We start from the raw sequence: 18,339 nt of genomic DNA on the forward strand, positions 1-18,339 counted from the left end.
AATATGGAGTGATTTATAAATGGGTAAAGGTTCAAGCACAGGAGTTACAGAGTTTTACTACCGAAAACACGGAGAGGCTGGAATTCCAACTGGAAAAGTTTATCGTGTACCTTTCTTGCAAGATATTACTGTAGAACAAGCAGTAGAAGTATTTAAAGCTTACGGAGACAACCGTACTGCTGAAGTAGGACAAGCAATTGGAGATATCACAGTTACTTCAACTTTTCACTCGATTGATGATGAGCATAAGGTAAATCTATTTGGTGTGAAAACTCGTGATGGAATTACTGTTTATAGCTCAGATGATGTTGCACCTTATGTATCTGTTATTTTTGCTAAGACATACGAGAATGGCGATAAAGAATGGGTAGGTTTATACAAAGGTATTGCAAGTCGTGGGAATATAGAAGGAAGCACAAAAGAAGGTGGGGGCGGTGAATTCAGCTCTGAAGAAATCTCTTTCTCTTTCATGGAGCGTGAATTAGATAACGAAACTCTTGCTACCGCTTACGACAAAAAAGGGGAAACTACGAACAAAGAAGCATTATTCGCTGAAGTGTTTGGAGCAGACTTAGAAGACACGCCTGCAGGAGCTTAGTATGGCAAAATACATAGTACTTGAAGACTTCACAGATTTAAAAGATAAGAAAAAGGTTTATCGCAAAGGTGACAGATACCCTAAGCCAGCCAACAAGAAAATTAGTGAGAGTAGAATTGAGCAATTATCTACTTTTAAAAATAAATTGGGTTCGCCTTTGATCAAACTAGTAGAAGAAGAAGACGTTGAACAATTAGACTTGAATGACATTTTGGAGTAGGGATTCCCTACTCTTTTTACTATCGAAAACAATAAAACTTACATAAAAGGGAGAATGATTTATTAATGGCAAAGAACATGAAAAGACGCACGATTGAATTGGTTACTGGTGTAAATGGAGACGGACTAGAAACGGTTACTTATGCAACGCCAATCTTCGTTTCAACTGAGGTTACTTACGAAGCCTACGATATTACTGAAAGAATTGAAGAACAAGTTAAATTTGAAGAGGGTAAGATCGACAAAGTAGAAGATCCACTCACACAACGAGGTATGTTTGAAATGTTAGCAGATTTCACTGTAAAACTTTATGGAGACAAGTTTACTAAGAAGGAATTAATTGCTGGATTACATGCCCCTGAAGCTTTAATGACACTGCAAGAAAACTTACGTTTTGTTACTCAAGGAGATCAGTCTGAAGAGAATACTCAAATGACAAAAAAGTTTTTGGCGAAGAAGGGTTAACAGACGAAGACTTTTCTGCTGCCAAACAAAAAGAATATTTAGAAGAAGTTATCTCTCAGCTTATGGAGAACGGCAAAGATATAAATGAAATACTGAATATGCCTTATAAATTCGTTCTTAAATTGATAGAAAAGAAACATGCACCTAAGCGAGAAACCTCTCTAATATCTACATTTACATTAGCAATCGGACGGTGAATTATTCACCGTCTATTTTTTATGGAAAGGAGGAAATAAATGGAGCGTATTAAAGGTCTCAGTATAGACCTTGATTTAAATACAGTAAAAGTTCAACGTGGTTTGACTGGTCTTAAAAGTGCTGTTAAAGGCATGGATAGAGAGATGGCTGCTAACATGTCTACGTTTGATCGGTCAGAAAAGTCTGTGGCAAAGTACGAGACTCAATTAACTGGTCTCAATAAGAAAATTGAGTATCAAACAAAAGTTGTCCAAGAATCTGAAGCCAAGTACAAAGACATGGTTAAGACTCATGGCGAAGGTTCAAAGAAAGCCATGAACGCTGCTGCCGACTTCAATAAACAAGCAGCTTCCTTAAATAACCTAAAGAGTTATACCGAAGGTGTTACGAAAGAATTTCAGACTTTTCAGAAGCAACAAGCAATAGCTAATTCTAATTGGACAAAAATGGGCAATGCTTTTAGTTCTGCAGGTAAAGGTCTAGTTAGCTTTGGAAGTACCATGGGAAGTGTCGGTAAACAATTAACATCAGCTATAACCCTACCAGCAACAGCCGCAGCCGCAGCCCTTGGTGGAATTGCAGTTGCTAAAGGTTGGAATAGATTAGTTGGCATTGATACAGCAAAAGCTAAACTTGAGGCATTAGGACACTCAGCAGAAAACGTTGAGAATATTATGGGTTCAGCTTTAGATGCTGTTCGTGGTACATCATTTGGATTAGATGAAGCCGCAACCACTGCTGCCAATGCTGTAGCTGCTGGCGTGAAAGAGGGAGAAGATTTAACTAAGTATCTTTCTACAACTGGTGACGCTGCGGCAATTGCTGGGTCTAGTTTATCTGAGATGGGAAGTATCTTCAACAAAGTTCAAACGTCAGGTAAAGCCTATACAGGTGAGCTTCAAATGTTATCTGATCGAGGATTACCAATCTATCAATGGTTAGCAAAAGAGGCCGGAGTTACTGCTGAAAAGGTTAGTGAAATGGCTTCAGCAGGTGAAATATCAACTGACTTATTCTTAAAAGCCGTTGAAAATAATATTGGTGGAGCAGCTAAAGTTATGGGTGAGAAATCATTCACGGCTGGTATCGCTAATATGTGGGCTTCTGTTGGTCGTTTAGGAGCAAGTTTCTTAGACGCTGGTGGCGAAGGTGGAGGATTCTTCAGCACTATGAAACCTCTCATTGGTGAAATGACAGAAAACCTTGATGGTTTAGCTGGATATGCTCAAACAATGGGTGAAAAATTCGGAGAAGCGTTCGCTAATGTAGTCGATAAAGTAAAGACTGGTGTAACATGGTTTAAAAATCTTGATACTGAAAAGAAAAAGTTAGTAGGAACATTAGCAGGTCTAACACTTGCAGCGGGGCCAGTATTAATGGTCTTTGGTAAGATGGCAACAAGCTTCGGTTTACTTTTCACCGCAATATCTCCCGTATTCTCATTTATTGCTACACATGGCGGTCTACTAAATATACTAAGAATTGGTTTTGCCGCACTAACGGGGCCAATTGGTTTAACAGTTGCCGCAATCACCGCATTAACCACTGGATTTGTCATTGCTTATAACAAATCCGACACCTTCCGCAACATTGTTGATAAAGTGAAAGATGCCTTTGTCAATGCCTACAACAAGGTCAAAGAATTCCTCACAACTAACCCCAAACTACTCTCATTTGTTGATTCCGTAAAAAGTGGATTTGAAACAGTAAAAACTAAAGTCATGGACGCAATAGGCGTAGCAATGGGCTTTGTACAGGATAAGATTGCTGATGTTAAGAAATTTTGGGATGCAGAAGGCTCAGGTTTACTTCAAGCGTTTCAAAATATTTTTAATGGAATTTCTGCAGTCGTGACCCCAATTATTGACGGTTTAGTTTCTGCTTTTAAGTGGGCTTTTCCATACATGAAAACTATCTTTTCGGGAGCATTTTCATTAGTGCTTTCTATCGCTAAATCAATTTGGGGCAACATACAGGGCGTAATAGATGGTGGACTAAAAATCATTATGGGATTAGCACAAGTTTTCTCAGGTTTATTTACTGGTAATTTCAGTAAGATGTGGGAAGGAGTAAAAACGCTGTTTTCCGGTGCAGTTCAATTTGTATGGAACTTTGTGCAATTGACATTCTTTGGTAAATTATTGGGCGGAGTTAAAGTTTTCATTAAAAGTTTTGCCGGTTTCATTTCTTCAATGTGGACTGGAATCAAAAATACATTTTCTACGGTCGTAAAATGGGTCGTTGATTTTGTGAAAAATCGCTTTACTTCAATGCAGACAACCCTATCTAATATCACAACTGGAATAAGTAATTTCTTCTCATCATCTTGGAATTGGATATGGAATGGTATCATTATGCCTGTTGTACGAAGCATTGTTGACTTTGTACGTGGAAGATTTTCAACTATGCGAGACACAGTGAGGAATATCCTTACCACAATCAGAGATACGGCCAAAAACATGTTTGATAAAGTCAAATCGAACATTATCAACCCTGTACGTGACGCAGTTTCAAATATCCGAACAAAATTCACAGAAATGAAAGATAAGGTAACTGGAATATTCACAGATGTGAAAAATAATGTATCGGGCTATGTAACAGATATGGTAGATACTGTTAAGGAAATGCCACAGAAAATGAGTGACGGCTTAAAATCTACTGCTGGAAAAGTAGGAGACGGGTTAAAAGCAGTCGCAAATAAAATGACTGAGCAACTTGGTAAAGGTGTAAATGGCGTTATTGGCGGTGTGAATTGGGTACTTGAAAAAGTCGGTGTAAGTACGACTATTAAAGAATGGGCAGTTCCCCAATATGCTCATGGTACGGACGGTCACAAAGGCGGTCTTGCTGTTGTAGGAGACGGTAAAGGTAGTAATGCTGGACAAGAACTAATCGAAACACCTAATGGCAGACGTTACTTATCACCTGCTAATGACACTCTTGTCGATCTTCCAAAAGGTACTCATGTATGGTCTGCAACTGAGACTAGAGAAATGATGGATACACCTCATTATGCTTGGGGTACTATCAAGAATTTTGGTAAATCAGCTTGGGGAGCAACTAAAAACGTAGGAAGTAAGATAAAAGATTCTGCTTTAGACGTTTGGGATTATATTTCTAACCCCGGTAAGTTGTTCAATAAAGCTCTAGACATGTTGGGAGTAAAAGCACCATCAATGGGCGGTTCTCTTAAGGAACTTGGTGTAGGTGCTTACAACAAAGCTAAATCAAGCCTTAAAGATTTCGTTATCAATAAGGTGAATGGTTTCTTTGAAGGTGGAGAAGGTGGCGCAGGACAAAAAGGTAAAGGTTGGGGTTCTCCTTTCTATTTATCTTCACGCTTCAATCCTGCACGTAGGCATCCAATTACTGGACGAGTTCAACCGCATAACGGTGACGACTGGGCAGCACCGATGGGAACACCATTTTTCGCTCAAGCTGCCGGAAAAGTTTCTTATAGTGGTTGGGGTAATGGTTATGGAAATCTCATCAAGATTCAATCAGGAGCTTATGAACGCAGATATGCACACAACCAGCGTAACTTAGTCAAAGCTGGTCAAACAGTTAAAGCAGGTCAACGTATCGGTTTAACTGGGTCAACAGGTGACAGTACGGGGCCTCACGTTCACTACGAAGTGCGTAGAAACGGTATTGCTATTAACCCAAGAGGTTTGGCTACTGGTGGATTGGTTAATAAGCGTGGTTTCTATGAATTAGCAGATGGTGGATATCCTGAGTTTGTTATTCCAACAGATCCAGCAAGACGTACCGATGCTCAGAAGTTATTAGCTATTGCTGGTAAGCAAATTCAAAGTGGAGCAAAGAGACCTAATCAATTACCTAATCCTAGCAGTAATAATTCAAGTCAAAGCAATAATAGTCAACTAGAGAAATTATTAGCTGCTACATTGGAACAAAATGAATTACTTAAAGATAACAACAAGAAACTAGAAGATGGATTCACAGCTTTACTTGCAAAAACAATTGATGTCTTCTTAAACAAAGAGAAAGTAGGAAGGTCAGTTGATGAAGAAAGCGGAAAAAGACAAATACTTGATGGAATGGGGATTGCTTATTAATGTCTTTCACTGGAATTGAGTTTAATGGTTTACATAGCTTTAAAGACCTTGGGTTGACTATTGAGAGTAGAGACTTAGGTAATCCCTCCAAGGTCAAAATTATGGAAGACGTGCCTTATTCTAATATGAGGTACGACTTCTCTTCTCTATATGGAGAGCAGCAATGGACAGAGCGTACATTGGTTTATAAGTTCAATATTGCTGGGAAACAGGCTAAAGAGTATTTTTATTTAGTCGAGACTGAAATACAAAAATGGCTAACTATGCCTAATCAAAAGATACCCTTGTACGATGATATGCTATCAGGTTTTTATTATTTAGCTGAAGTACAGGAAGGGTCAGACAACGAATATAGATTTGTTATGGGTACATTGACAGTTACTTTCACGGCATATCCATATAAAATTGGTACGTTGCCTGAAGGTAATGACGACTGGGATGAATTTATGTTTGATTTGGATTATGCACAAGACACATCATTTACAGTAAATGGTTTATTGAATATTGAATTAGAGAATGTAGGGAGTAGAAAAACAACTCCTGAAATAGATTTATCGTCTAATATGCAAATCATTAAAGATGGTGTAACTTACTCATTTAATGCAGGCAAAACAACTTCTAGAGATTTTACTTTAAAAACAGGTACTAATCAATTAAGAATTATCGGTAACGGTACAGCCTCCTTCAACTTCCATAAGGAGTTGATTTAGTGTACAAAGTTGATTTGATTAACAATGGTAAAGCAACAACTATACATCATCATGAGTTTAATGACTTAAAGTTGATACGTGGGGATATCAAACAAACAATTGGACTGTCCTATAGTTTCACTTTTGATATTCTCCCTAACAACCCCGGTTACAACTTGATTAAACCGCTAGAAACTTTAGTTGTTGTTGAAAATACTAAGACTGAGAAAATTGAGTTTGATGGTGTAGTACTTATGCCCACTGAAGCAATGGACGACTCAGGTAAGTTCGGTAAGTCATTTCTATGTGCTAGTGAGCTAGTGTATTTAAACCACAGCGCACAGAGGCATGGGGAATATAGGAATATAACTATTAGACAGTTTCTACAAGCAATCGTTGATAGACACAACAGAGAGGTAACAGAAAGCAAGATTGATAAAAAGTTTGTATTAGGTAAAGTAGACGTTGTTAACAATACAGATAATGTATATAGGTACTTAGGTTATGAGAGTACGCTCGATTCAATAAATGATAAGCTTGTTAATCGCTTAGGTGGAGAGCTATGGGTTCGTAAAGAGAATGGTGTTAGATACCTCGATTATCTTGTAAAAGGTGGTCAAGTTTCTAAAACTAAAATTGAATTGCAACATAACCTTAAAAGTATAACTAAAGAAGCAGATCCATCTGAAATTATTACTCGTTTAATTCCGCTTGGTGCATCTATCGAGTCAGAGGAAGAAGGAGCAGTTGACGCAAGTCAAGCTAGGATAACTATTGAATCTGTTAACGCTGGGAAAGACTACATAGACGATCTTGAAGCACAAAAAATATTTGGGTTAATTGCTAAGAGTCAGACATGGGATGACATAACCATCCCCTCAAACTTACTCACAAGAGGAAGACAATTTTTAAACGAAAATAACCGTGTTAAAGTAAAGCACGAAATTAACGCATTGGATTTAAGTTTAATCGGTTTAGATACAGATAGCTTTGACTTAGGTAATAGCTATCCAGTTATTAACCCTGTAATGGCCATTAATGAAACTCTTAGGGTCGTTGAGAAAAATATTGATATTAATAATCCTGCCAACAATAGCTTAGTTGTTGGAGACTTATTCAAGAAGGCTTCGCAGTATCAGAATGAAGCGAATAAGTCATTACGAAACATAGGTGAGATACAAAATACTGTTGGTCGCCAATCACGTTCAATTGGTGTTTTAAAAAATGATTTTGAAGCTGTAAACAGGGCAGTTGGAGAAATTAAAGTTGTTATTGATAACAGTGACATTCCGGGTATTGAGCAAGCAGTATTAAATCTAAATTTAGCTCTCAGAGATTTAGAAGACACTATAACTGAATTACCTGTTTACGAACCAGCTACACAGCTTAAAGACGGACTGTTTAGTTTTATCGATAAAACTAAGCTAGATGGACTACAAAATTATGAACCTGCTACCGAAACGGTGGACGGGCTTTTTAGTGCGTCTGATAAAAGTAAATTAAACAAAATAACAGCTACTCAAGTAGTTGACTTAGACAATGTATTGACAAGATTAGCAAGGCTAGAAGGAGGAGTAAATGGCTAATATTAAAGACATTTTATATAGAATTATAACCGCCAAAAAAGGTAAAGACGTTCGTAAAAGTCTACACGATGGTTTAGATGCAGTTAATAAGGAAACAGAGGCTACTACACAATTAAGTTTTAATACTCAACGCAGGCAGGACATTGTCACTAAGCAATTTGATGATCAAATAGCCAACATGTCGCTTGAGAATCCATCTAACGCAGAAACAGTTGCAATGCGTACTAGTCGAATTACAGGTAAAAGTTACGATACCGCAGGAATAAGAGTAGATGATATAGACAACCAACTGTCCAAAACAATTTGGATTGGTGGTCTGCTAATGATCCAATTCGGTGTTAAAGGTGATGGGGTAAGTTTTGATTCAGATGCTCTACAAGAATTGTTAGATTATGTTGAACAAAAAGGGGGAGGTAAGGTTGTTTTACCTCCGGGTAGATACATACTAGATAAAACAGTATTTATGCCAGCGAATGTTGATTTAGAAGGACATGGCGTATCGACTATTTTAAGTGGATGGAGACCAGATGGTATTAGGGGCTATGCTTTAATCGCAAATAAGGGAATTTCAACAGAAGCTGCATATAATGGTGCACATGATTTCTCTTTAACTAATATAACCATTGATACCCCAATGACAAACGGTATTACTTTAGTCCATGCAAGAAACGTCTATTTTAATAAGATTTATGGTTTAAATGCTTATCACCACTTTTTTGATATTGCAGGAAGCAAGAATGTTATAGCTTCTGATATATATATTACCGGCTATAGCGGTACTGCCCCTTATCAAATTGACGGTCAAACAAATGGGCGCTTTAACAACTTTACATGGGATGGAACAAAAGCAATTGAGCCATATCATGACTACACTGAGAATGACGGGATCTTCTTATCAAAAGGGATTTTTGAAACTACAAACCTCGTGGATCGTTGTATTCATCTACATAGAGATGGTGGGAAAAATATCTTTATGAATGACCTTGTTATTAAGAACGCTAAAAGAGCATTTGCTAAAGATCCAAACGTTGTAAGAAAGAATGTCAAAGTGTCAAATGTAGTCGTAGAGAATTGTTATAGCTTAATTGACTTCGAGCCAATTTCAGGTAGAAAAGATAACGATATTTCATTCCAAAACGTAACCATTAAAGGAGCAACTTTAGGTGAAGGACTAGCTATTATTCGTATTCATGATGTTCAAGGATTAGATCTTATAGACGTAAGTCAGACAGTAGATAAAACTGTTGTAGATATAGGAGTAAGAACAATCAGAAATAGGCTGGTTCGAGTTACTGATTTTAATATCAGAAATTCAAGGTTAGATGGTGGCGCAGCTAGTGGATCTCACTATTGGTTAACTGATTGTCACAATGGCTACTTATCAGAAATGATCACGAGAGATTGCGGAAGGTCAATTCGAACAGAAAACTGTACAAGAATTAAAGCAGACGGTTTAATTGAACTCGATATTCTTGGGAAAGAATTACCTGTATCAATCTTAGGCACTGTTGAGTTGAAGGGAAAAGATTACATTGAAGTTGAATTAAATCATTCAGATATTCCTGTTGGTAGAGTAGATGTAGGAAGGTATATCGGGAGACTCTATGAAGGACGTGCTATCACAGGATTATGGATTTCTTCGACTAATTCAACGTGGGATAACGATGTAGAGTTAAAGGTTAGAAATGAATCAGGATCTACAGTTTTTGAGAATCTAGACTTACCTACGCAAAATCAAAACTGGGAAAGGTTACACTTTCCTACTCCATTGGGTGCCACAGATATGCGTGTGCGCTCCTTGTACATTGAAAAGAATAAGGCGACAACAAAAGGTAAGTTGACATTAAAAATCAGATCAGAATTATGGTGAGGTGGAATTATGGGATTACAAACAACGTTTACACTACCTCCGGGTAGTAATATTGCGGATTTCTTTGATGATCCTAATGTCTCTAGAGTGGAAACGATTGAACCGTATGAGGTGAAAGATGGGTATGTGAGGCTCGATTATTTTGAAGGAAACAAGCACGAAATAAGGTTTACAATTGCATACCTTAAGGAAAGAGGGGCTAAGACGTTAAGACAGGAGACTTTTTATTTTACTCCTATTACTCTTCATGGTTCAACGAGCATTTTTGAACAAATTTATGGTCATTTAAAAGTAAATGTGTTTGCAGATACTAACGATGTATTTGAATCTGAGAACTTTGCAAGTTAAATACTAGTTGGTTTTAACAGTGGCCACACATAAGATTAATACTCATGACGTAAACTTTCTATATAGGAGGAACGTTTATGAAAACTACTGGAGGATTATTTAAGGGTTTAATAATCAGCTTACCTATTTCAATCTTATTGTGGGTTATCGTTATTTTAGTAATAAGGCTGTTTTTTAAAATATAAGAAGTCAAAGCTTGAATAAAATAAAGGATTTCCCTCTTTTTGTCGAATTAGTAGTTATAAACAATAAGGGGGATTTATTATCAAAGGATTAGTAGTATCGCCGAGATATAAGGTAGATAATGATAGCACGACTTTTGAAACCACATTTATACAACCAATTGAGTTAAGACAATATATAACGTATTGGGACATGATAGATTTTCCAGACAATCGATTAATCAGTTTTGAAAGTGGTAATGAAGAATACCTTTATTTAATGAATGCAGGTGTAATGAAACGTACTCAATTCACAGCCGGTATTTCAACAGGTAACATTGGTGAGGTTTATCAGAAAATGCAGTACCAAGCTTTTGAAATCAACAATAATATTCCAAATGAAACATGGTTTATTGCACAACCTCAAACAGAACTTGTTCTTAATAAAAAGGATTTAATAAGAACGCGAGCTTTAAATGTTGAACTACACAATTCTTTACCTGTACCTGGCGAAAAAACTAGATTAGAAGACATACTAGAATTTAAAAATAAACGTTCGTCAGAACTAAACGCATTCAGTTTACAGATGGATGATTTTTATCAAGATATTATCAAATCACAAGATGAAGAACATGCATTACAATCAAAAATAAATAGAATTCAACAAAGTTTAACAGATCTTACACGAGTAATGGATGAATCTTATCTAAATAGAGTTCAAAGAAGCTTAAATGCTAAAATTGATTTAAGTAAGGCTTCAGGTGCATTCGGTAGTGTTATTGCAGGTAGTGTTAGTGGATTATATCCTATGACAGTTGGTGTTATCGGTGGGATATCTGCTGCCGCATTTGCAGGGGTAAGGTTAAGTGCTGATTTCTCGTTTAAACCTAAGGAAATTACCTCTGAACTAAAACCATATGCATATTTGTATGAGGTTAATAAGTTAAACAATTAGGATGGTGGGATGTATGGGATTATGGGAAGCGTACGAGATATTTTCTGTTTTTATAACAACCACATTATTGCTATTTCATTTTCTGAATGTGCAAGTTACAAGTGCACCTCTTATTAAGAGCAGAGGCCCTTTGTTTATTAAGAAATAATAGCAACTTTCAAGCTCTCCAGATTGGAGAGCTTTTTATTTTGCAAGAAATATTGAAAGGAGTAATAATAGTAAGAGCTTTAAGAAAAACTCTTACTATTTAAATAAGATCTTAAATGACTCAATACGCGTATATAGACTTTTCTTTTACTTCTTCTTTTTAAATCTAATTGAATAAAGGCAAATAAAAAGAATGTAAAAAAGCTATAAATAACTCCAGCGAAAATTTCTTCCGAAATATAGAGTTCTTTAGGGCGAATCAAAGTTACAATTGATATCATAATAGCTAAATAAGCGTAATTTTTAGATAAGGAAGATTGATGTTCTTCAATATTATCTTCTAATAGAGCTATCAAATTCATTATTGTTGTATTTGATAGCGAATCTAACTTTTCTTTAGCTTCTAAAGGATTATTAAACAAGAGCTTATCCAATCTTTCTAAGCTTATGTGTATATAATCAATACTATAAAAGCTCAAAGATTGTCTAGTGTGTAAATATATTTCTAAGCGTAATTCGTCATCATTAAGATTCAATTTCATAACCCCCCACTCTATTATCGGAAGGGACATAGGAAAGTTATATATTTACTATATATTTAATTCGAGTCTTTCACATGGAAGACTTTTTATTTTATTTTTTAAAGAGAGAAAGAGACAAGGAGAGGGTTTGATGGAGAACATTTCACTTTATTTTAGTGCCGATCGTTTTGAGGCATACATGCTGTATCTATTCGGAGGCGTTAATTTCATTGATCTACTATTCGTCTTAATGTTATTAGATATAGCCACAGGAATTTTAAAAGCAATCAAAGATAAAGATTTAAGGAGCAGATCGTCCTATTTCGGCTATGTGAGAAAGATAATGGTTTTTGGCTTAATCATAGTAGCAAACATTATAGACAATATCTTAGGACTTAACGGCATGGTTGCTACGACAACTGTGCTTTTTTATATTGCCAATGAAATCTTATCAATTGTTGAGAATTCAGCAAAATTAGGACTGCCTATTCCACCAATCATTATGGAGAAATTACGTGGTTTTGATAAATACGGAGAGAATAATAAGGAGGACGAGTAAATGCAAATCAAGCAAGATTTATTGCCAACATCAGCAAGTAATAGACCGGGTAATAAAATTACCCCAACATACATAACTGTTCATGAAACAGCCAACACAAGAAATGGGGCGAATGCTGAAACTCATGCACGATATATTAAAGGGGCTGATGCACGTAATAGACAGGTATCTTGGCATTACACAACAGATGATAAAGAAATCATTCAGCACTTGCCGGACAATGAAAGAGGTTGGCATGCGGGTAGTGGTAACGGATCGTCTATCGGCATTGAATTATGTGTAAACTCTGATGGAGATTTTCAAAAAACAAAGCGGCATGCAGCTAATTTAATTCAAAGACTAATGAAGAAGCATAATATTCCTCTATCTCGTGTAGTGACACATAAACATTGGACAGGAAAGAATTGCCCTGCTCGATTGCTCAATGAGTGGGACTCATTTAAACAATTAGTCTCGGGAGTTACAAGCGTGCCTAACGAAACTAAGCCTGCTACCCCTGCACCTACTCCAGCATCTAAACCTCAACCAACAACTTCAAACACTGCTGCAAAATCTGGCGAAGGTATTGTAGATTATTTAAATCGTGTCGGCATCGATTCTTCAATGAATAACCGTAAAAAGTTAGCTGATCAGCATGGTATAAAAAACTACACAGGGACAGCACAGCAAAATACTGATTTGTTGAATAAGATTGCTTCAGGTAAAGCTCCTGCGACTAAACCAGCACCTAAGAAAGCAACTACATCTTCTACTCCTGCCAAGAGTGGTGAAGGATTGGTTGACTATCTAAACAGAGTTAAAATCAATTCTAGCTTTGGCAATAGAGAGAAACTAGCTGCTGAACATGGTATTAAAGGCTACAAGGGCACTGCTAGTCAGAATACTGAATTGTTAAACAAGATTAGTGGTAGCTCACCTAAGCCAACTAGTAAGCCTGCAGCTAAGAAATCAAGCAATCCTAAAGCTAAAAGTGGAGAAGGCCTAGTTGATTACTTAAAGCGTATTAAAGTTGATTCGAGCTTTGGGAATCGTCAGAAGCTTGCTAGTCAACATGGCATTAGGGATTATAAAGGGACAGCAAAACAGAATAGTGATTTGTTGAATAAGATTAGTGGATAGTAGTTATCGGGGTGGCTTCGGATGCTCTTCATTTCTTCATCTTATCACTCTACGTGGAGCAAACTCAGCTATAGTTTATTGCAAAATGTCAATTTATCATGGTATAATTTAGTTGAAGTTAGCGTATACTTTTTACCACTTACAAGGTGGTGATAAGTATCAAGGATAGCGATAAAGGGGATGATAGCGTGGCGATGCCAAAAGAACGAGTTCTTAGTCGTAAACCTCTTAGAAAACCAAAAGCAAAAAGATCTAGCCTGCTTTCCAATACTACACCAGAACGCTTAGCGAAAATTAACAAATTGTCCGAGAGAGATGGCGGTTTAAGTAATTTAACCTATGAGCGTGTTTTTGGAAAGGAGTAAAGCTCTTTGTCCAAAATAGATTTCAAACAAAGAAAGAATTGGCATATTATTGAAAGAGGTTGTTTTTATCAGGCGGCTATGCCTTACATGTCTGATACTGAACAGCCTCTTAAATTTTTGACCTCTGATGAAAGTGGTAAGCTATCATTTGTAGAAAGAACCGATGATTTCTTACCGGCTGAAGATGAAAATGGCAGAAAAACTGCAGTTCCTCAAGACATTATTGTAACCGTAAAGCCAAGGCAAGTAGTTGTATTATCTAATGATGTATTAAACAAATCTAGAGACTATTCCTATGTACAAGTAGCTCCAGTATACGGTCTTTATAAAACCGACACAACTAGATGGTACTACGAAGATCTAATTAATGACAAATTAGAAGGGTCAGTTTATGTGCCTTCTAATGGCTACGGAATTAGAATTGATCTTATACAGATTACATCTATACATAAGAGTATGTTATTACAAAAGCAACGTAAAGTTGATAAAGAAAGAATGGAATTAATTGAATCTGAATTAGTCGGATTGTTAGATTTATAAGAGAAACAACTAGCCCCTCTAATGAGACTTAAACATCTCATTAGAGGGGCGTTTTTTTGTTTCACTTCCCAATCAACTTTCTGCCTTCTTCTATTTGCTCTTCATCAAGCCACATTATTTCATCGACCATAGATTTGAGTAACAATATAATTTTTAAAGAAGTTTCTTTATTGGCAAATTGAGTAGGTAAACTAGCTCCATGTAATATTGCATGTCTTTGTACATCAAATTCGATATCTTTACCATGCTCAAAATGTGCTAAGACTTGATTGAGATAAAAGTCTTTAAGATCTTTCTCTTGTCTATTCTCTCCTTTGAAGATAAATTCAATTAGTTTTTTTAAATTTTTTTGGGATAAGTAAGAGTCTATTTTAAAAGTACTGGCCAGTATACCTTCCAGTTGAGTTATTAAGGTTGGTACTGATAGGGCGTATAACCCTAAATTATGGGCTGTTAATGCTTGTCTCAAAAGCATTATCCTGTCATCTAAAAAAGAGTAACAACTGTCGTGCCAATTCAAGCTAAACGTAGTTATTGCTTCTTCATCATAAATTTCCTCCATAATATTGTTAACTGTCGAGATTACTGTGGCAGAGTCCCATTCTTCAGTCTCATACTTTATGTATATCTCACTTAGTAATTTAGTTCTGGAAAATCCTAAGTTAGTATCGGGAGGGTAACCTACAACTTGCATTAAAAGCAGATACTTTTCCGTGTTGCTTTCATGTTCCTTAAGGTGTTCTCTCAGTTCATTGACTTTCTTAGCAAAGTCGAAAGAGATCTGCCTGAAGCTATCTACGAACGGAGATAAATTCTCTTTAAGAATCCACGAAGACTCAATAATCTTCTTTCGAGTCTCAAATATTGGTTTTGTAAAGAGTTTAATTCGGTTATTCATTTGAATTGCTTCTGCATTCATTTTTATGAGAGACTTATCAATTTTGGGTACATCAATATTAAATTTAGTAAAAGAGAACTCGTATTTGCAGGCATTGCATTTTTTATTTATAAAGTCTAGCGTAATTATGTCTTCACTTCGGCATTTAGGACACTTCATGGTATCAGCTCCTTTATGAAGAATTTAACACATTTTGATTGAAAAGTTGAAAGAAACACATTCGGGGAGTAGATTGGCTCATTAAGTTAAGTTGGTCTACTCCCCGTTTTTTTTGTTTTAATCCATCCACTCGTCACCATAATCCATAAAATAAGACCATGCTTCCATATCAGCTATATTCTCGTATTGATCTCTTGGAAATGGAGGATTTTCTGTTTCAATTCCTCTTTTAGATCCAGCTTGCAAGACATCATCATCTAAACCAGTTGTTAAGCCTCCAATAAATTCTCCATTATCGTTATAAAAAACAAATGCTGATGTTACTCCTTGTGCGTTAACGTCTGTATTATTTTCTAAAGAAGCTGTTGCACTTAATCTATGGTCTGTACTATAAGTTGGGCTTTTTGTATCTAATTTTGTTGAATCAAAGATGGATAATTGTACATTTACATCTGCTTCGGCATAATCAAAGCTTTCTAAATCAGCATCATTAGTTAATTCATAGGTTCTTACTAAGCCTTTTTCACCTTCGTTTATTACATCAGGATAAGCTCTTAGTCCCAAATCATCACTAACTGCTGCTACGCTTCCATCTTGATTATAGAATGTAACAGCATTAGGATAAATCTCTATTGCACCTTTACCTGTATTAGTTACTAATGCGTAATAACTATAAACTGATTGACCACCGCTCGTTTCTGCTTCTTTCCAAGCGTAACCTATTTCCTCGACTTCAAAATCAATCAATTCTTCCTGAGCGTTATAGGCTGCTATCCATTCCTCTTCACCAATTGATTCGTCTGTAAGATCAACATTAAGCAATTCATTATCGCTTTCCTCAGATACTTCCTCTGCTTGCTCTTCGTTATCGCTTTCATTTTCGTCTGCGGTTTCTGAAGTAGCTCCTGTTTCCTCATTAGTAGGCTCAGAGGAGATCTCTTCACCCTCATTTCCACATGCTGCAAGTGATAAAGCTATAGTTAATGCAATCGAACTAAACAGTAATTTCTTCAAATAAAACCCTCCAGTTAACTATTATTAAAAATATAAAAAATATTACTACCATTTAAATGAAAACATTGGTTATTTTTAGAACTAATATAGTATTATTGTAACATGAGTTAATATAACTAGACAGGGGAGAAATCAATGTTTAAAAGCAAAGAATTTTTAATCCATTCATTCTTATTAATTTCATGTACTGTACTCTTAGCAGCATGTTCAGGAGGTCAATCTTCACTAAGTCAAGGAAATTCTTCATCAGAACAACCGTCAGAAGTCACTCTTGAAGCGTTAGACGAATCCTCATTCGATTACGAAACTTTGTATGCTGATGATTTTGAAGTAACCAATAACTTTAAATACAAAGAGTATCCAGTCCTAGATATCGATAAGATTGACTTGGATAGAGTGAACGAGAATCTTTTAGCATTCATTGTCGCTGATTTAGGCTTAGAGGAAGATGAAGACACTAATACTGAAGAAACGAACAACGAGATTAGTGAAGACGATAAGGACGTTGCCGTAGTTGAACAAGATGATGAAGTGGAAGAGGTAGCTAACGAGGAAAGTGATAATCCTGAAGCTGCTGAAAATGAATCAACTGAGTTAGATGAAGCGATGGATGAAATAGTTGAAGATGAGGGTTGGGTGGAAGGAAAGGGGTATACATGGGCAACTTATACAGGTGGAGAAGTTACTCAAATCACTGTCGATCCAACAACTAAAAAATCTCCTGAAGATCAGACCGAATTTTCAGGTTCAATGTCTTACGCCCCATTACTTCCAGATGGTGGATTATGTCCTGCCGAATATTGTATTCCGCCAAGTGATTTACCAAGCACTGCATTCTTTGGAAATGATGGTTCTATCTATGACACTGAATACGCAGGAACATGGGAATATTATATTACGGACGAACAAGAATGGACTTGGTACGCTTGGAATAATAATTAGCTATTAGAAGAGAGGGGAAGGTTTGTTAAATAAACTAACCTTCTTTCTTTTTGCTATTGAAGGAAAGGGTAATAAAATGTCGAAAGTAACATTAAAGGAGTGGTTATTTTGGACTATAACTTAAAAAGTTACGAGCTAATTAGATTATTAAACAATTACTTAGTGAGAAAATACCCGCATTGCATTAACAACTTTTATAGTTATCCCTTTTTAGTCAGTCAGGTATGTAAATACCATGCTAGAGAATTACCTAATGATTTGATTAAGACGAAAAGTATTAGAAATAAGATTGCACACTTTCGAATAGTTACCGAAGAAGAATTCTTACTCCTCGAAACAATAGTCGTGTCAATGGGTATCAAGGAATCAAACTTCGTTAAATAACCTCTTAATTAATAAACTCTAAGCACACAAAAAAGAGCCAGCAAGGGCTCAGTAAAAATCTAAGAGTTGATAATAAGATTGGAGTCGTACCTCATCTATTTGATTTCTTTGATTATACTACATTTAAATTTATTATTTAGTAGTCAGGAGGATCTAAGTAATCTGGGGTTTCTTCGATTTGGAAAGTGTTAAAGTTTTCAATATAAGTATCTTCATCAGTATTTGACTTTTGTTCCCCATAGTCCATTTCAAAATCTATTTGTTGTGACTTACCAATCCCATAACCAATTACCATCATTAGAACAATTATAAATAGAAAGAGTCCTATAATCACCACTGATATGGAAAATATAAGTTCTTTAAAAATATTTCTTTCCATTAAAGACCTCCTAATAGGTAACCAAGGAGTTAGGGATATAAAGCAGGTATCACATTGATAGTCACCTAGTAGTTATTAAAACTGCTTTATCTCCTTGGTTGATATTAATCTTAGCATAAAACAACACACGTTATTCAATATAAA

At 36.1% G+C, this 18,339-nt stretch carries 19 protein-coding genes; 15 read left to right on the top strand and 4 right to left on the bottom strand.

Going from position 1 to position 18,339, the window contains the following annotated elements:
* Positions 1 to 19 precede the first annotated feature (19 nt).
* From JNO66_RS03880 to JNO66_RS03920, 10 genes are all read left to right on the top strand, one after another.
* Positions 20 to 598, top strand: coding sequence for a major tail protein (locus JNO66_RS03880; RefSeq protein ID WP_203086879.1), 579 nt, complete (start codon positions 20 to 22; stop codon positions 596 to 598).
* A 1-nt stretch (position 599) separates the two neighbouring features.
* On the top strand, positions 600 to 818 hold the full coding sequence (locus JNO66_RS03885; protein WP_203086880.1) for a hypothetical protein: 219 nt from the start codon (positions 600 to 602) through the stop codon (positions 816 to 818).
* A 77-nt stretch (positions 819 to 895) separates the two neighbouring features.
* Entirely contained in the window at positions 896 to 1,282 is a 387-nt protein-coding gene (gpG, locus tag JNO66_RS03890; RefSeq protein ID WP_210340761.1) for a phage tail assembly chaperone G, read from the top strand.
* Between the two features lie 62 nt (positions 1,283 to 1,344).
* Positions 1,345 to 1,479, top strand: a complete 135-nt coding sequence (gene gpGT / locus JNO66_RS20980) for a phage tail assembly chaperone GT (RefSeq protein ID WP_373367150.1) — start codon at positions 1,345 to 1,347, stop codon at positions 1,477 to 1,479.
* 39 nt (positions 1,480 to 1,518) lie between these two features.
* A complete protein-coding gene (locus JNO66_RS03895; RefSeq protein WP_203086882.1) occupies positions 1,519 to 5,559 on the top strand; it encodes a peptidoglycan DD-metalloendopeptidase family protein in 4,041 nt (1,346 codons plus the stop codon).
* Positions 5,559 to 6,269 (top strand): phage tail family protein, encoded by a 711-nt coding sequence (locus JNO66_RS03900; protein ID WP_203086883.1) that lies wholly within the window; start codon positions 5,559 to 5,561, stop codon positions 6,267 to 6,269. The genes JNO66_RS03895 and JNO66_RS03900 overlap by 1 nt, the downstream gene beginning before the upstream one ends.
* Entirely contained in the window at positions 6,269 to 7,834 is a 1,566-nt protein-coding gene (locus tag JNO66_RS03905; RefSeq protein ID WP_203086884.1) for a phage tail spike protein, read from the top strand. Before JNO66_RS03900 ends, JNO66_RS03905 begins: the two co-directional genes overlap by 1 nt.
* Complete coding sequence (locus JNO66_RS03910; protein WP_203086885.1) at positions 7,827 to 9,704, top strand: glycosyl hydrolase family 28-related protein; 1,878 nt, start codon at positions 7,827 to 7,829, stop codon at positions 9,702 to 9,704. Before JNO66_RS03905 ends, JNO66_RS03910 begins: the two co-directional genes overlap by 8 nt.
* Before the next feature lie 9 nt (positions 9,705 to 9,713).
* On the top strand, positions 9,714 to 10,052 hold the full coding sequence (locus JNO66_RS03915) for a hypothetical protein (protein ID WP_203086886.1): 339 nt from the start codon (positions 9,714 to 9,716) through the stop codon (positions 10,050 to 10,052).
* A gap of 360 nt (positions 10,053 to 10,412) precedes the next feature.
* Positions 10,413 to 11,168 carry a DUF6236 family protein gene (locus JNO66_RS03920; RefSeq protein ID WP_373367156.1) on the top strand — a complete coding sequence of 252 codons (756 nt, stop codon included), beginning with the start codon at positions 10,413 to 10,415 and terminating at the stop codon, positions 11,166 to 11,168.
* 227 nt (positions 11,169 to 11,395) lie between these two features.
* Here the strand turns inward: JNO66_RS03920 and JNO66_RS03925 are convergent, their stop codons facing one another.
* The gene (locus JNO66_RS03925) at positions 11,396 to 11,851 is read right to left on the bottom strand and encodes a hypothetical protein (RefSeq protein WP_203086888.1); all 456 of its coding nucleotides are present in this window, start codon (positions 11,849 to 11,851) and stop codon (positions 11,396 to 11,398) included.
* Between the two features lie 136 nt (positions 11,852 to 11,987).
* On the opposite strand from JNO66_RS03925, the gene JNO66_RS03930 reads away from it, so the two are divergent.
* The 4 genes from JNO66_RS03930 (at position 11,988) to JNO66_RS03945 (ending at position 14,419) form a co-directional block, all read left to right on the top strand.
* Positions 11,988 to 12,395, top strand: coding sequence for a phage holin family protein (locus JNO66_RS03930; protein WP_203086889.1), 408 nt, complete (start codon positions 11,988 to 11,990; stop codon positions 12,393 to 12,395).
* Positions 12,396 to 13,514: an N-acetylmuramoyl-L-alanine amidase gene (locus JNO66_RS03935; protein WP_203086890.1), complete on the top strand. Its 1,119-nt coding sequence runs from the start codon at positions 12,396 to 12,398 to the stop codon at positions 13,512 to 13,514. It begins immediately after the preceding gene.
* 188 nt (positions 13,515 to 13,702) lie between these two features.
* Positions 13,703 to 13,879, top strand: coding sequence for a hypothetical protein (locus tag JNO66_RS03940; protein ID WP_203086891.1), 177 nt, complete (start codon positions 13,703 to 13,705; stop codon positions 13,877 to 13,879).
* Between the two features lie 6 nt (positions 13,880 to 13,885).
* On the top strand, positions 13,886 to 14,419 hold the full coding sequence (locus JNO66_RS03945) for a type II toxin-antitoxin system PemK/MazF family toxin (protein WP_203086892.1): 534 nt from the start codon (positions 13,886 to 13,888) through the stop codon (positions 14,417 to 14,419).
* A gap of 61 nt (positions 14,420 to 14,480) precedes the next feature.
* Here the strand turns inward: JNO66_RS03945 and JNO66_RS03950 are convergent, their stop codons facing one another.
* The gene (locus JNO66_RS03950; RefSeq protein ID WP_203086893.1) at positions 14,481 to 15,476 is read right to left on the bottom strand and encodes a hypothetical protein; all 996 of its coding nucleotides are present in this window, start codon (positions 15,474 to 15,476) and stop codon (positions 14,481 to 14,483) included.
* 117 nt (positions 15,477 to 15,593) lie between these two features.
* Positions 15,594 to 16,490, bottom strand: coding sequence for an LptM family lipoprotein (locus JNO66_RS03955; protein ID WP_203086894.1), 897 nt, complete (start codon positions 16,488 to 16,490; stop codon positions 15,594 to 15,596).
* A gap of 135 nt (positions 16,491 to 16,625) precedes the next feature.
* On the opposite strand from JNO66_RS03955, the gene JNO66_RS03960 reads away from it, so the two are divergent.
* Positions 16,626 to 17,432 (top strand): hypothetical protein, encoded by an 807-nt coding sequence (locus JNO66_RS03960; protein ID WP_203086895.1) that lies wholly within the window; start codon positions 16,626 to 16,628, stop codon positions 17,430 to 17,432.
* 520 nt (positions 17,433 to 17,952) lie between these two features.
* On the opposite strand, the gene JNO66_RS03965 is transcribed toward JNO66_RS03960, so the two are convergent.
* On the bottom strand, positions 17,953 to 18,195 hold the full coding sequence (locus JNO66_RS03965; protein WP_203086896.1) for a hypothetical protein: 243 nt from the start codon (positions 18,193 to 18,195) through the stop codon (positions 17,953 to 17,955).
* Between the last annotated feature and the right edge of the window lie 144 nt (positions 18,196 to 18,339).

This window comes from Alkalicoccobacillus gibsonii, assembly GCF_016798245.1.
Classification (GTDB): domain Bacteria; phylum Bacillota; class Bacilli; order Bacillales; family Bacillaceae_D; genus Alkalicoccobacillus; species Alkalicoccobacillus gibsonii.